The sequence below is a fragment of the Enterobacter cloacae complex sp. IR5441 genome (genome assembly GCF_049238215.1).
In the GTDB taxonomy this organism is placed as follows: domain Bacteria; phylum Pseudomonadota; class Gammaproteobacteria; order Enterobacterales; family Enterobacteriaceae; genus Enterobacter; species Enterobacter hormaechei_C.
In genome coordinates, this window is the sequence record NZ_JBMKIA010000006.1 from 74,952 (window position 1) to 88,462 (window position 13,511).

Below are 13,511 nucleotides of genomic sequence, written 5' to 3' on the forward strand. Positions count from 1 at the left end.
GCGCTCACAATTTTAGCCAACATGCCCTGGTAAACGGTGGCGGTAAAGACTTTGATCGTCACCAGGCGAGCACGATCACAAAAGTGCTAGCTGCGCGCCAGCTTCTCCGCCAGCAGCGCCAGAGTTCTGAGCTGTTGCGCCAGATCTTCACGATCGGCCTGCTGTGCGGCGCGCGGCGCGGTGGAATGACGTACTATCAACGTAACGGGAAGTTGTTCCTGCCAGCATTCGTCGTGATGGTCAGGTGCCATCAGCCACTCCACGCTGCGCTCACCGGCCTCGCGGAACGCCTGCCGAACGGTGGTGAGCGGAGGTGAAAACCACGCGCTGTCAGCCGTATCATCAAACCCGACAACCGAGATCTGCCCCGGTACCGCAACGCCTTTTTCCGCACAGGCGCGTAAAACGCCAAGCGCCATCTGATCGTTAGCGACGAGGATCGCCTCCGGCAGCTGCGCGCCCGCCAGGAGCTGATGCCCTTTCTCATAGCCCGAGGCCGCGCTCCAGTCGCCCTGCGCCACCGCAAACGCCTCCACGCCGGCCCGGGCCAGCGTGGTTTTCCATCCCGCCAGACGAGCCCGGGCAGAGACAGAACTTTCCGGCCCGGCGAGCAGCGCAATTCGCTGGTGCCCCAGCGAAAGCAGATGCTCTGCCCCCAGGCCAGCGCCCTGTTCGGCATTGAAAACAAGGCTGTTAACCCGAGCTGTGGGGGAAACATCGAGAAAAAGAACCGGGGTCGGCGAGGCCATTTCCTGAAGCATTTCTGCCTGTGCATCTTCCAGCGGAACGTTCACCAGCAGCGCCTCCACGCGCTGCGCCAGTAATTCCTGCAAAGCAGCCTGACACTGCGCGGGTTGCTCCACCATGGAGATGAGTACGCTAGCCCCCTGCTCCACTGCCCGGGATTTTACAGCTGAGGCGATTTGCGACGGCGCATGCAGCGCCAGATCGCTGGTCATCAGCCCCAGCGTGCGGGTACGTTTCCCGGCCAGCTGCTGCGCGCCACGGTTAGGCACATAGTGTAGCGCCGCCATGGCCTGCCGGACCTTTTCCCGCGTACGGGCAGAAACGTGTTCTGCGTCGTTAATCACCCGGGAAACGGTCTGATAGGAAACGCCCGCCACGCGGGCAACGTCATAAAGAGTGATCGCTTTCATACATTCTGGCGTCGTAAAAGAGAAGTCTCTATTCTGACACAGTTACGCCATCATAGCCTGTGAGCGCTTCGCAAAATTAAACAATCCGCTCCGGCCGCGCGGCTTTCTGAATGCGCGGTCTCTGCCGAAACCACGGCAAACAGAGCTGGATCAGCGGGCCGATGGTTAATGCATACAGTACGGTTCCAACGCCAAACGCTCCCCCGAGGAGGTAGCCGACGATCAACACGGTCACCTCGATCGCGGTACGCACGCTGCGGATCGACCAGCCCAGCCGGGTATGTATGCCGGTCATCAGACCGTCGCGCGGTCCTGCGCCAAAACCCGCGCCGATATACATCCCGGTGGCAAGGGCGTTAACCACAATGCCGGAAACCAGCAGGGTGATGCGCACGGGCAGCGAGGTGAGCTCAGGGATCAGCGCCATTGACGCATCGGCCGCCAGACCAATACAAATCACATTACTGATAGTACCCAGTCCCGGCAGCTGACGCAGCGGGATCCACAGCAGCAGCACCGCGGCCCCGGTTAAAATAATCACCGTGCCGATACTCATCCCGGTCTGGATGGCGACGCCAAGGTGAAAGACATCCCACGGGTCGACACCCAGATCCGAACGAATAAACATCGCGGTTGAAAGCCCGTACAGGCCTAAACCGACATAAAGTTGTACCAGACGACGTACCATTTTCTCTTCTCCGAAGAACCAGGTTCCATCTTCGGTGAAAATGGCACTATGATTAATGTCCAGTTTTCAAATAGTGGACTGCATATGTCATCACGTCGTTTTGGAAGCCAGTCTCTGGTACGCCTGTTAGGGCACTGGCAGCAAGCCTCTTCCCGCACCCCGCTGTGGCGCCAGCTGGCTGACGCGTTACGCCTGTTAATTCTGGATGGCAGGCTGGCGTTAAACACGCGCCTGCCCGGAGAGCGGGAACTGGCCGCCGCTCTGAGCGTAAGCCGCACCACCATCAGCAGCGCGCTGGCGCATCTGCGGGAAGAGGGTTATCTGGAGAGCCGTCACGGTAGCGGTTCGCGGGCGATCCTGCCAGACCGCCGCGCCGTGCCCACGCTTTCTACTGCCAGCGCGGCGCTGGATCTCTCAACCGCCGCACTCAACGCGGGACCAGAGATCCACCAGGCCTACGCCCACGCGCTGACGGCCATCACGCCGAATCTGGCGCTGACCGGGTACGATCAGCTTGGGCTTCCGGCGCTGCGTGAAGCTATCGCCGCCCGCTACACCGCACGCGGTCTGCCCACCCGGGCAGACGAAGTGATGGTGGTGAACGGCGCCGTCAGCGGCTTCGCCCTGATCTTAAGAATGATGACCGGTCCCGGGGATCGCGTGGTGGTGGATCATCCCACCTACCCGCTGGCGATAGCCGCTATTCAGGGGGCGCTATGCCGGCCCGTGGGCGTCTCGCTGCCTGAAACGGGCTGGGATACCGACGGTTTTGCCGCAACGCTTGCCCAGACAGCCCCGCGTCTGGCCTATCTGATGCCGGATTTTCATAATCCGACCGGACGTTGCATGGATGCCGCGACGCGCCAGACCATAACCGACATCGCCGCGCAAACCCGCACCACGCTGGTGGTGGATGAAACCATGGTCGATCTCTGGTTCGATGTTCCCCCGCCGCCGCCGCTGGCCGCCTTTAACCCGGAGGCCACGGTGATGACGCTGGGTTCCGCAGGTAAAAGCTTCTGGGGTGGGCTGCGTCTCGGCTGGATCCGCGCCTCGTCACGCACTATCGCCACCCTCGCGCAAACGCGCGACACGCTGGATCTGGGCTCTCCGGTGCTGGAACAGCTGGCCACGCTGTGGCTTATCGAAAACAGTGCAAACTTCCTGCCTGCCCGGCGGCAAATGCTGGCAGAACGGCGCGACCGCTGCGGCCAGATGCTGCGGGAACATTTCCCCGAATGGCGGTTTCAGGAAGCGGAGGGAGGGCTTTCATACTGGATTGAATTACCCGGCATGCTGGCGACACAGCTGGCGGCACGCGCCGAAACGACAGGCATCATTATGGGCACCGGCACGCGTTTTGGACTATCAGGCGCGTTTGACCGCTACCTGCGTATGCCCTTCTCACTCAGTCCGCCAGAACTTGAAGAGGCATTATTGCGGATCAAACCGCTGTGGCGTGCATTAAATAAAAGTATAGCGCCAGTAAAACGGAGCCTGGTGTAAATTATTCGCCAGAAACAATAAAAACTGCTGACTGTATCGCATGCAGTCAGCAGTTTTCATGAAGAACAATTTAATGTTGAGGTGGAATCGGGAAGCCTTTCAGCGAAATGATGAAATTATCCCCTTCTTTCTTTATTTTTGCACCGGTATCACACCAGTCAGACGCAATACGAAAGAACTCATCACTTCCTACATTCCAGCCAAGACGAACATGTTTCACGTAGCCGGAACGTAACAGATTGCAGGCCTCGTTGTAGTCACTGGCAGTCGATAGTTGTTGTTTCATTTTCTCTTCTTCAGAAGTTTACGTAGTGCTTTGATTTCTTTAGGAGTAAATGGAGTTACGCTCTCTTCTTCCGTATGCTGATTATCAACATCCTCTTCCGATACTCCCGCCTCTTCTACTGCTTCAAATGCCAGCAGCAGCAGTTTCTCTGTGGTCACGCTTAAATTCTCATTATTGTCTTCCGCATAGTGGCGAAGTCTTTCTTTTAGCGCTTCATCAATTTTAACGTTTAAAACCGCAGTAACCATGATTGTCACATCCTTTCGGAACACGTGTTTAATTTAATACACGAAGATAAGTTTGTTATCCAGATATATATTTTTTAGCTTATGACAGAATAAAGGCATCGAAAAATAAAATGACAGTCTATTATTACAGGTTTATGACATTATTATTTCAGTTAAATGAAGGTTGCATTACAAAAAATACAATAGTCACATAATTTAGAAGGTTTATTCAGGGGAACGACTGGAGAGGAGCTCAAATGGGTGGGGGCCCTGCCAGCTACATCCCGGCACCCACGTCGTCTGCCTTGGCTGCTTCCTTCCGGACCTGACCTGGTGAACAGAGTAGCGTTGCGGGAGAACCAACAGAGCCCCCATTGAGAGCGTTGATAACCAACGCGCTGGCGCATTATCCCTGTGGAGCACCTCAATTGCAAGCCGCTGGCAACCGGATGCTGGATTATTGCGCAAACTGCCCCGACAATCTTCTTTATCTTCGTATAACATTACCCTTCGCTGATTTCCCGCAGGAGAAACAATGGACGAACATGACACTTTCCCACAGCGAGTGTGGCAAATCGTAGCCTCGATCCCGGAAGGCTGTGTCACGACCTATGGGGAAGTCGCCCGGCTGGCGGGTTCTCCGCGCGCGGCGCGTCAGGTAGGCGGCGTGCTAAGGAGGCTACCAGAAGGAAGCACGTTACCGTGGCACCGGGTCGTCAATCGCCATGGCGCCATTTCCCTCACCGGGCCAGACTTGCAGCGCCAGCGTCAGGCTTTACTTTCAGAAGGGGTGCAGGTGTCCGGGGCAGGACAAATTGATATGCAGAAGTATCGCTGGGAGTACTGACGCCCTCTCCCGTCAACATGGAGAGGGCGAAAGAGAATTACAGCTGTGTTGGCGGTGTAGGCAGAGTCGGCTGATTGGTCTGCGTTGCAACAGGCACTTCAGTTTGCTGCACCGGTACCAGGGTCAGGTCGATTTTGGTGCCGCCTTTGTTGACCGCTTCCTGCACGGTATCGGTGATAAAGACCAGCTTATCGTTGATCGTTACCGCCGCGCTCAGGAGGATACGCGCATTAGGTTGCACGTCAGACGGGTTGTACGGCAGCACAAAGCTGAACGGCGCCTGTTTACCCTCTGTACGAACCGCGCGCTGCGCAAGCACTTTAGACGGCGCATCCGCCAGGGAAGCATCAGACAGCGTGACCGTTAAAACCGCATCCGGCGGCAGCGCAACCTTCTGTTTGATCCAGATCGTACCGGAAACATTTGGCTGCTGAATAGCTTGCTGTGAAAGGGTGTTAATCCCGTTTGCGCTTGCTGTTGGCACCGGTACATCGGCACTCTTACCAGCACAGGCGGACAACGCTACCGCAATTGCTACACCACTGAGCATAGGCACGAGTTTCATTGAAGTCTCCTTATCATCAATGCACCAGCGGGATCGATCCCATCTGATGTCGTTTTATTCACATAACGAATACAAGTGTGGCACAAATCACGGATTTATGCCTAATTTCGTCCGGATATTAAGATTATTCTACCCATCGGACCACTTTCATTTCTGGGTTATACTCAGCGTATCTTTCGCCACGGCGTTTATTGAGGACCACTATGAGTCAGGCACTGAACAATCTGCTGACATTACTGAACCTGGAAAAAATAGAAGAAGGGCTATTTCGCGGACAGAGCGAAGATTTAGGCTTACGCCAGGTTTTTGGCGGCCAGGTCGTGGGGCAAGCGCTGTATGCCGCCAAGGAGACCGTCCCGGCAGACCGTCTGGTGCACTCGTTTCACAGCTACTTTTTACGCCCCGGTGACAGCGCTAAACCGATTGTTTACGACGTGGAAGTTCTGCGTGACGGTCAAAGCTTCAGCGCCCGTCGCGTGGCGGCCATCCAGCATGGCAAACCCATCTTCTACATGACCGCCTCGTTCCAGGCGCCAGAGCCGGGCTATGAGCATCAAAAAAAGATGCCGTCTGCCCCGTCGCCGGACGATCTGAAATCGGAAACCGAAATTGCCCGCGCTCTCGCGCATCTGCTGCCGCCGCAGGTAAAAGAGAAGTTTCTGTGCGATAAACCGCTGGAGATCCGCCCGGTCGAATTTCATAACCCAATGAAGGGGCATACCGCTGAGCCCGCCCGCCAGGTGTGGATCCGCGCCAACGGCAGCGTACCCGCAGATTTACGCGTGCATCAGTACCTGCTGGGGTATGCGTCGGATTTCAACTTCCTGCCGGTTGCGCTACAGCCGCACGGTGTGGGCTTCCTCGAAAAAGGGATGCAGGTAGCCACAATTGACCATTCCATGTGGTTCCACCGTCCATTCGATATGAACGAATGGCTGCTTTACAGCGTGGAAAGTACCTCTGCGTCCAGCGCGCGCGGCTTTGTACGCGGGGAGTTTTACACTCAGGATGGCGTGCTGGTGGCTTCTACCGTGCAGGAAGGTGTGATGCGTAATCGCGGGTGATGTAAAAAGCCCGGTGGCGCTGCGCTCACCGGGCCTGCGAATTGTGCTTTTTCAGGCCGGGTAAGGCGAAGCCGCCGCCCGGCAAGGCACTCAAATTATGCGTTATAGGCATTCTCGCCGTGGCTGTTGACGTCCAGGCCTTCGCGCTCCTGCTCTTCCGGCACGCGCAGCCCAACGGTCATATCAGCCAGCTTGTAACCGATAAAGGCCACAACACCGGACCAGACAACGGTGATCGCGATGCTTTCCAGCTGTACCAGCACCTGATGCATCATGGTCACGCCTTCTGCGTAACCCACACCGCCCAGAGATTGGGCAGCAAAGATACCGGTCATGATACAGCCGACGATGCCGCACACACCGTGTACGCCGAATACATCACACGGATCGTCAACGCGCAGAACACGTTTCAGTGCGGTAACGCCCCACAGCCCCGCCAGTCCTGCGACGATACCGATCAGCAGCGCACCGCCCACGCCCACGTAACCGCACGCTGGCGTAATACCTACCAGACCGGCAATCGCCCCGGAACAGGCACCCAGCAGCGATGGCTTGCCGCGAACGGCCCACTCGCCAAATACCCATGAGAGGATAGCGCCGGCGGTTGCCACAACGGTATTCACGAAGGCCAGCGCGGCGATTTCGTTAGCGGCGCTGGCTGAACCTGCGTTGAAGCCGAACCAGCCAAAATAGAGGATGGCGGTGCCGGTAAAGACCATCGGCAGATTGTGCGGCTTGAATGCTTCCTTCCCGAAGCCCACGCGCTTACCAATCAGGTATGCGCCTACCAGACCTGCTACCGCGGCGTTGATGTGCACAACGGTACCGCCCGCAAAGTCCAGCGCGCCATGGGAAGCCAACAGACCACCTCCCCAGACCATATGCGCAATCGGGATATAGGAGAGCGTCAGCCAGACCACCACGAAAATCAGTACCGCAGAGAAGCGGATACGCTCAGCCAGCGCGCCCACAATCAGCCCCACGGTGATGCAGGCGAATGAGCCCTGGAACGCGACATGAATATACTGATAAAAGCTGCCCATCACCGCGGTCAGTTCGATATTTTTCAGCATCGCCCAATTAACGTTGCCGAAGAAGGCGTTGCCCTCCCCGAAGGCCAGCGAGTAACCGTAAACCACCCACAGCACGCACACCAGGGCGAACGTGACGGCAACCTGCGTCAGCATGGAGAGTACGTTCTTGCCGCGGATCAGGCCGCCGTAAAACAGCGCGATCCCCGGAATCGTCATGAACAGCACCAGCGCGGTGCAAATCATCATAAAGGCGTTATCGGCTTTGTCTGCCACAGCAGGTGCAGCCATTGCCAGGCCCGGCAGCAGTGCCAGCGAACCCAGACCTGTTTTCATTGTTGCTTTCTTCATTTTCTCGATCCCTATCACTGTGTGCCAGGAGTTACTTACAACGCCGCTTCGTCAGATTCGCCGGTACGGATGCGAATGACGCGCTGTAGTTCGGCAACGAAAATTTTGCCGTCGCCAATTTTTCCGGTGTAGGCTGCTTTGCTGACGACATCAATCACCTCATCAAGCTGATCGTCGGCAATCGCCACATCAATCTTCACTTTTGGCAGGAAGTTAACGCTGTATTCCGCCCCGCGATAAAGCTCGGCATGACCTTTCTGACGCCCAAAGCCTTTCACTTCGGTGACAGTCAGTCCCTGAATACCCATGGAAGACAGCGCTTCACGCACGTCTTCGAGTTTGAATGGTTTGATTACCACCGTAACCAGCTTCATATATCCCCTCCAGTCAGAATTCGGTAATGGCCGCAGCTAACACGAAAGGGATATTGCAAAGGGTGTGCCAGAAGTGAAAGGTGAGGAGGAAAGCGCCGCGGCGCGGATGCGCCGGGAAGAGGCGAAAAAAACGCACCATGGCAGTGCAGGGTGCGTTTCAGTTTTGCACCAACGGTTAAGTCTGTTAGCGCATTGCCTTGTTATGGTGCATCAGGCGCTGAGTGACTCTTCCTCGCGCGCGCTGGCGGCCAGTTCGTCGCCTGCCAGCTGCAACTGATACATCTGCCAGTAGCGTCCTTTTGCCTCAAGCAGCGCTCTGTGCGTCCCCCGTTCAACGGCCTGGCCACGGTGCAGCACCAGAATGGTATCGGCATCGACGATGGTTGAGAGGCGGTGGGCGATTACCACCAGCGTAGTGCGATCCCGCACGGCAGCCAGCGCCTGCTGGATCGCCTGCTCGGTACCGGAGTCAATGCTTGCGGTCGCTTCATCCAGAATTAACACCTGCGGCGTCTCAATCAGCACGCGCGCCAGCGCAAGAAGTTGCTTTTGCCCGACCGAGAGATTATTGCCCTGCTCACCCAGCCGGGTATGGATCCCCTCGCTTAACCCGCGCGCCAGATCCGCAAGCTGTACCGTTTCCAGCACCTCCCATACCTGCTCAGGCGTGAAAGGTCGTCCCAGCGTCACGTTGGCATAAAAGGTATCCGCCAGTACCACCGGATCCTGCTGCACCATCGCGACGCCCTTACGTAACGCGTTGTGGCTAAGCGCGGCAAGCGGCCGTCCGTCCAGACGGATCTCCCCCTGCGTCAACGGATAGTAGCCCATCAGCAAACTGGCGAGCGTGCTTTTGCCGCTACCGGTATGCCCAACCAGGGCGACAAAACCGCGCGACGGTACCTCGAGGTTAATATCCTGCAAGACAAGCTGGTCGTCGCGGTAGGCAAACGAGACATGATCAAACGCTATGGATCCACTTTCCAGCGGGCGTTCGTCATCGCCATAGGTCTGACGCGGCCTGTCCATCAGCTCGAATACACGTTCGCCCGCGACCACTGCCTGTTGCAGCATCGATTGCTGCGTGGTGAGTTCAATCAGCGGTTCGTTAAGGCGTCCAAGGTAGCTGATAAATGCGTACAGTACCCCCACCTCGATGGTTCCGCGCGTCGTCAGGCCAAACAGCATCAACAGCCCGCACAGCACCAGCGCAGAGAAGAGGCTCAGCAGCGGGCGTAACAGGAAGCCATCCAGCCGTAACGTCTGCATCCGCGCCATATAGTGCGAGCGGCTGGCTTCCCCCATTCGCTCGCCAAAACGCGCCTGCTGGCGAAACTGCTGAATAACGCTCATGCCGTTGATCACTTCGTTGAAGCCATCATTGATATCTGCGAGGTAAGCGCGCACGCGACGAACAATCGGCGTGCTGTAGCGCTGGTAAATTACCATCACAATCAGCACCGCCGGGAAAATAGCGATCGCCACCAGCGCCATACGCCAGTCCAGGCTGAACATCGCCACCAGCATCGCGCCAATCAACGCGGCACTGCGCAGAACCGTTGCGACAACGGTTACATAGAGGTCGCGGATCACCTCGGTGTCATTGGTGACGCGCGAAATAACCTGCCCGACCGGCTGAGTATCAAACTCGCTCAGCGGCTGGCGCAGCGCGGCATCCATCACATCCGTGCGAAGCTGCTGGACCACGCCCACGGCAGCCCGGTTAAACAGCAGCGACTGCGCATAGTGCAGCCCCGCCGCCGTCAGCTGTAGGCCGACATACGCCACGCCCAGCCCCGCCACCAGCCCCAGCGGCAGATAGTTTTTCGCCACCATATTGTCGATGAAATAACTGATAAGCAGCGGACCGGTCACCTCCGCAATCGCGGCGATCCACAGCAACAGCACGGCGATGGAAAGCGGTTTGCGCCACGGCGAGCCATAGGCCAGCAGCCGTTTTAACGTCGGCCACATCTGTCCAAACTTACGCATCGGCGACCTCCTCATCCAGCGCGGCTTCAAGCTGTTGATAGCGGTACATATCCCGATACCATCCGGTCTGCCCGGCAAGCTGCTCATGCTGACCACGCTGAGCAATATGCCCGTGCTGAAGCACCAGAATTTCGCTGGCTTCGGTAAGGGCCGACAGACGGTGCGCGCTGATGATGACCGTGCGCCCCTCTCCCCACTGGCGAAGGTTATGCAAAATTTGATGTTCAGTACGCCCGTCAACCGCGGACAGCGCATCATCCAGTATCAGGATCTCAGCGTCCAGCAGCAGCGCGCGGGCAATAGAGATACGCTGTTTTTGTCCGCCGGAGAGCATAACGCCCCGCTCACCCACTTCCGTGTCGTAGCCCTGCGGCAGGCGCAGAATATCCTCGTGGACGCTGGCCAGACGCGCCACGTGCTCGATCTGGTCCTGTGTCGCCGTCGGACACCCGAGCGCGATATTGTTGGCAATGGTGTCTGAAAACAAAAACGGCGTCTGGCTGACGACCGCCAGGCGGCTGCGCCAGTCATCCAGCAGCAGACGTGGCAGAGGGACGTCGTGGAAACGGATATCGCCTTCGCTCACGTCAAAATGGCGCTGAATCAGTGACAGAATGGTGCTTTTACCGGAACCCGTCGGGCCACAGATGCCCAGCATCTGACCAGGACGCAGCGTGAAACTGACGTTCTCAAGCACCGGATGTTCCGTTTGCGGGTAGATAAAGGCGCGGATATCAGCCTTGAGAATACCCGGACCTTCCGATACCGGCTCGCTGCCATCGTTCACGACCGGCACTTCCGCCAGCATGGCGCGGATACGGCTGTAAGCGGCGCTCCCGCGTTCAACGATATTAAACATCCAGGCCAGCGCCAGCATCGGCCAGATCATCAGCCCAAGGTACATCGCAAAGCTGGTTAACTGCCCGAGGGTCATCGTGCCTTGCACCACCATCCAGCTGCCGCCGCCCACTGCCAGCAGGTTCGCCATGCCAATCGCAATATAAATTGTCGGATCGAAACGGGCATCAATACGCGCCACGCGCATGTTTTTCGCGCCGGTATCGGCGGCGTCGGCGGCAAACAGCGCGGACTGGCGGTCTTCCAGACCAAACGCTTTAATCATGCGGATGCTGGTCATGCTCTCCTGGGTGCGATCGTTCAGCGACGAGAACGCCGCCTGCGCCAGCTTAAAGCGTTCATGGAGCTGCTCGCCGTAGCGGTTAATTGCCAGCGCCATCAGCGGCATCGGCAGCAGCGCCAGCAGCGTGAGCTCCCAGCTAATTTGCGTAGACATCACAATCAGTACCGCACAGCCCATCACCAGGGAATCCACCAGCGTTAGCACCCCTTCACCGGCGGCAAACACCACGCGGTCTACATCGTTAGTGGCGCGGGCGATGAGATCCCCGGTACGGTGACGCAGATAAAACTCAGGGTGCTGGCGGCTCAGCTGGCGGTAAAAGTCCTCGCGCAGCTCAACGGCAAGCTGATAGGACGCGCCGAACAGCAGCACGCGCCAGACATAACGCAGCAGGTAAACCACCACGGCCGTCAGCACCAGCGTACCGCCCCACATCATCACCCGTGCGGCGGTGTAATGTTGTTCCGTAACGCCATCCACGACGTAACCCACCACTTTGGGCGGGATTAGTTGCAGAATGGCAATGATAATAAGCAGGGCCACCGCGCCGAGGTAGCGTTGCCACTCCCGACGAAAGTACCAGCTTAATTGGGCAAATAATCGCACGCGGTCTTTTCCTGAAGGTATTTTAAGAAGTTATTCAATGGGTAACGCTGTGGTGTATTTAATCTGTTCCATGGCGAAACTGGAGGTGACATCGGACAAGCCTGGTACGCTATTGACCAGCCGCTTGTAGAAATCATCGTAGCGCTTCATGTCTGCCACCTGAACGCGCATCAGATAGTCGTATTCCCCCGCCATGCGCCAGAAGCCGAGCACTTCGGGCATGTCGGAAACCTGGGTGACGAAGCGGCAGTACCATTCGCTACTGTGATGCTGCGTTTTTATCAGGACGAAGGCGGTCAGTCCAAGCCCCAGTTTTTCGGGATCCAGCAACGCCACGCGTCCCAGCAGAATGCCATCATCTTCCAGCTTCTTGAGGCGCTTCCAGCACGGTGTGGTGGTCAGATTAACGGCATCTGCCAGCGCCTGCAAAGAGAGGGTGCAGTCGCTTTGCAGCAAAGAAAGCAGCTTACGATCAATTTTATCTAACATAGCCACCTCGAAGAGAAAATTATTCTCCTTACATTCTATTTTAAAGGTCAGATAGCAACAATTTTTTCTGTGCTTTTCGCTATGCTGGGCACAAAATGACAAACGGATAACTACGATGAATAGCACCTGGGTTAAACATGCCATCAGCGAAATAAATGCCGACTATCAGCGCTCGGCAGACACCCACTTGATCCGCCTGCCTCTGCCTGGATTTCCCGGCATTCAGCTTTACCTGAAGGATGAAAGCACCCATCCTACCGGCAGCCTGAAGCATCGCCTGGCGCGTTCACTCTTTTTATACGGTTTATGTAACGGCTGGATCAAAGAAGGCACCACGATTATTGAATCGTCGTCCGGATCAACTGCCGTCTCCGAAGCCTACTTTGCCCGCCTGCTGGGCCTCCCGTTTATCGCCGTGATGCCCTCCTGCACGGCGAAACGTAAAGTCGAACAGATCGAATTTTACGGCGGACGCTGCCACTTTGTGGAAAGCGCCTGCGAAATCTATGCGGCCTCCGAAATGCTGGCCCGCGAACTGAATGGTCACTATATGGACCAGTTTACCTTCGCCGAGCGCGCCACCGACTGGCGCGGCAATAATAACATTGCGGACAGCATTTTCCGCCAGATGACCCACGAGCCGCATCCTGTTCCCTCTTACATTGTCATGAGCGCGGGCACGGGCGGAACCTCCGCCACCATCGGACGTTATATCCGCTGTCAGGGTTATGATACGCAGCTGATGGTGGTTGACCCGCAAAACTCGGTGTTCCTCGATTACTGGCAATCCCGCGATGCCAGCCTGCGCAGCCCCGTGGGGAGCAAGATCGAAGGGATTGGTCGCCCGCGCGTCGAACCCTCGTTCATTCCGGACGTTGTGGATGAGATGCTCCGCGTGCCGGACGCCGCCAGCGTCGCGACGGCGCACTGGCTGGAGACACAGCTTGGCCGTAAAGTCGGGGCTTCCACCGGCACCAATATGTGGGGCGCGCTACAGCTGGCCGCGAGGATGCGCGAAGAAGGCCGTACCGGCTCTGTCGTCACGCTGCTGTGTGACAGCGGGGAGCGCTACCTGGACACCTATTACAACGCAGAATGGGTGCAGGCAACTATTGGCGATGTAGAACCGTGGAAAGCGCAGATTTCGCAGCTGGTGAAATAAAAAAAAGCCAGGCTAAAGCCTGGCT

14 protein-coding genes and 1 other RNA gene are annotated in these 13,511 nt (G+C 57.2%); 4 read left to right on the forward strand and 11 right to left on the reverse strand.

The window, feature by feature from the left end; all coding sequences use genetic code 11:
- Positions 1-86: 86 nt before the first annotated feature.
- Both ACOTX5_RS09430 and ACOTX5_RS09435 read right to left on the reverse strand, forming a co-directional pair.
- Positions 87-1,157 carry a LacI family DNA-binding transcriptional regulator gene (locus tag ACOTX5_RS09430; RefSeq protein WP_015571260.1) on the reverse strand — a complete coding sequence of 357 codons (1,071 nt, stop codon included), beginning with the start codon at positions 1,155-1,157 and terminating at the stop codon, positions 87-89.
- 76 nt (positions 1,158-1,233) lie between these two features.
- On the reverse strand, positions 1,234-1,845 hold the full coding sequence (locus tag ACOTX5_RS09435) for a YczE/YyaS/YitT family protein (RefSeq protein WP_017694403.1): 612 nt from the start codon (positions 1,843-1,845) through the stop codon (positions 1,234-1,236).
- Positions 1,846-1,929: 84 nt separating this feature from the next.
- Here ACOTX5_RS09435 and ACOTX5_RS09440 point away from each other — a divergent pair, with 84 nt between their 5' ends.
- Positions 1,930-3,351: a PLP-dependent aminotransferase family protein gene (locus ACOTX5_RS09440; protein WP_045911106.1), complete on the forward strand. Its 1,422-nt coding sequence runs from the start codon at positions 1,930-1,932 to the stop codon at positions 3,349-3,351.
- A gap of 70 nt (positions 3,352-3,421) precedes the next feature.
- Here ACOTX5_RS09440 and ACOTX5_RS09445 read toward each other — a convergent pair whose 3' ends face one another.
- The 3 genes from ACOTX5_RS09445 to ffs form a co-directional block, all read right to left on the reverse strand.
- The gene (locus tag ACOTX5_RS09445; RefSeq protein WP_015571263.1) at positions 3,422-3,637 is read right to left on the reverse strand and encodes a hypothetical protein; all 216 of its coding nucleotides are present in this window, start codon (positions 3,635-3,637) and stop codon (positions 3,422-3,424) included.
- Positions 3,634-3,885 (reverse strand): hypothetical protein, encoded by a 252-nt coding sequence (locus ACOTX5_RS09450; RefSeq protein ID WP_006809862.1) that lies wholly within the window; start codon positions 3,883-3,885, stop codon positions 3,634-3,636. Before ACOTX5_RS09450 ends, ACOTX5_RS09445 begins: the two co-directional genes overlap by 4 nt.
- A gap of 247 nt (positions 3,886-4,132) precedes the next feature.
- Positions 4,133-4,229, reverse strand: an RNA gene (gene ffs / locus ACOTX5_RS09455) — signal recognition particle sRNA small type.
- A gap of 170 nt (positions 4,230-4,399) precedes the next feature.
- On the opposite strand from ffs, the gene ACOTX5_RS09460 reads away from it, so the two are divergent.
- Positions 4,400-4,711, forward strand: a complete 312-nt coding sequence (locus tag ACOTX5_RS09460) for an MGMT family protein (protein WP_003859016.1) — start codon at positions 4,400-4,402, stop codon at positions 4,709-4,711.
- Between the two features lie 37 nt (positions 4,712-4,748).
- On the opposite strand, the gene ACOTX5_RS09465 is transcribed toward ACOTX5_RS09460, so the two are convergent.
- The gene (locus ACOTX5_RS09465; protein ID WP_023296032.1) at positions 4,749-5,276 is read right to left on the reverse strand and encodes a YbaY family lipoprotein; all 528 of its coding nucleotides are present in this window, start codon (positions 5,274-5,276) and stop codon (positions 4,749-4,751) included.
- Positions 5,277-5,479: 203 nt separating this feature from the next.
- On the opposite strand from ACOTX5_RS09465, the gene tesB reads away from it, so the two are divergent.
- Entirely contained in the window at positions 5,480-6,340 is an 861-nt protein-coding gene (tesB, locus tag ACOTX5_RS09470; RefSeq protein ID WP_015571264.1) for an acyl-CoA thioesterase II, read from the forward strand.
- 95 nt (positions 6,341-6,435) lie between these two features.
- Here tesB and amtB read toward each other — a convergent pair whose 3' ends face one another.
- The 5 genes from amtB to ACOTX5_RS09495 form a co-directional block, all read right to left on the reverse strand.
- Positions 6,436-7,722: an ammonium transporter AmtB gene (amtB, locus tag ACOTX5_RS09475; protein WP_015571265.1), complete on the reverse strand. Its 1,287-nt coding sequence runs from the start codon at positions 7,720-7,722 to the stop codon at positions 6,436-6,438.
- 35 nt (positions 7,723-7,757) lie between these two features.
- Entirely contained in the window at positions 7,758-8,096 is a 339-nt protein-coding gene (glnK, locus tag ACOTX5_RS09480) for a P-II family nitrogen regulator (RefSeq protein ID WP_006809867.1), read from the reverse strand.
- 210 nt (positions 8,097-8,306) lie between these two features.
- A complete protein-coding gene (locus ACOTX5_RS09485; protein ID WP_015571266.1) occupies positions 8,307-10,088 on the reverse strand; it encodes a SmdB family multidrug efflux ABC transporter permease/ATP-binding protein in 1,782 nt (593 codons plus the stop codon).
- Entirely contained in the window at positions 10,081-11,835 is a 1,755-nt protein-coding gene (locus ACOTX5_RS09490) for a SmdA family multidrug ABC transporter permease/ATP-binding protein (protein WP_023303195.1), read from the reverse strand. The genes ACOTX5_RS09485 and ACOTX5_RS09490 overlap by 8 nt, the downstream gene beginning before the upstream one ends.
- A 30-nt stretch (positions 11,836-11,865) precedes the next feature.
- The gene (locus tag ACOTX5_RS09495; RefSeq protein ID WP_015571267.1) at positions 11,866-12,324 is read right to left on the reverse strand and encodes an Lrp/AsnC family transcriptional regulator; all 459 of its coding nucleotides are present in this window, start codon (positions 12,322-12,324) and stop codon (positions 11,866-11,868) included.
- 115 nt (positions 12,325-12,439) lie between these two features.
- Between ACOTX5_RS09495 and ACOTX5_RS09500 the strand changes: the two genes are divergently transcribed.
- Positions 12,440-13,486 (forward strand): PLP-dependent cysteine synthase family protein, encoded by a 1,047-nt coding sequence (locus ACOTX5_RS09500; RefSeq protein ID WP_017383196.1) that lies wholly within the window; start codon positions 12,440-12,442, stop codon positions 13,484-13,486.
- The last annotated feature ends 25 nt before the right edge of the window (positions 13,487-13,511 follow it).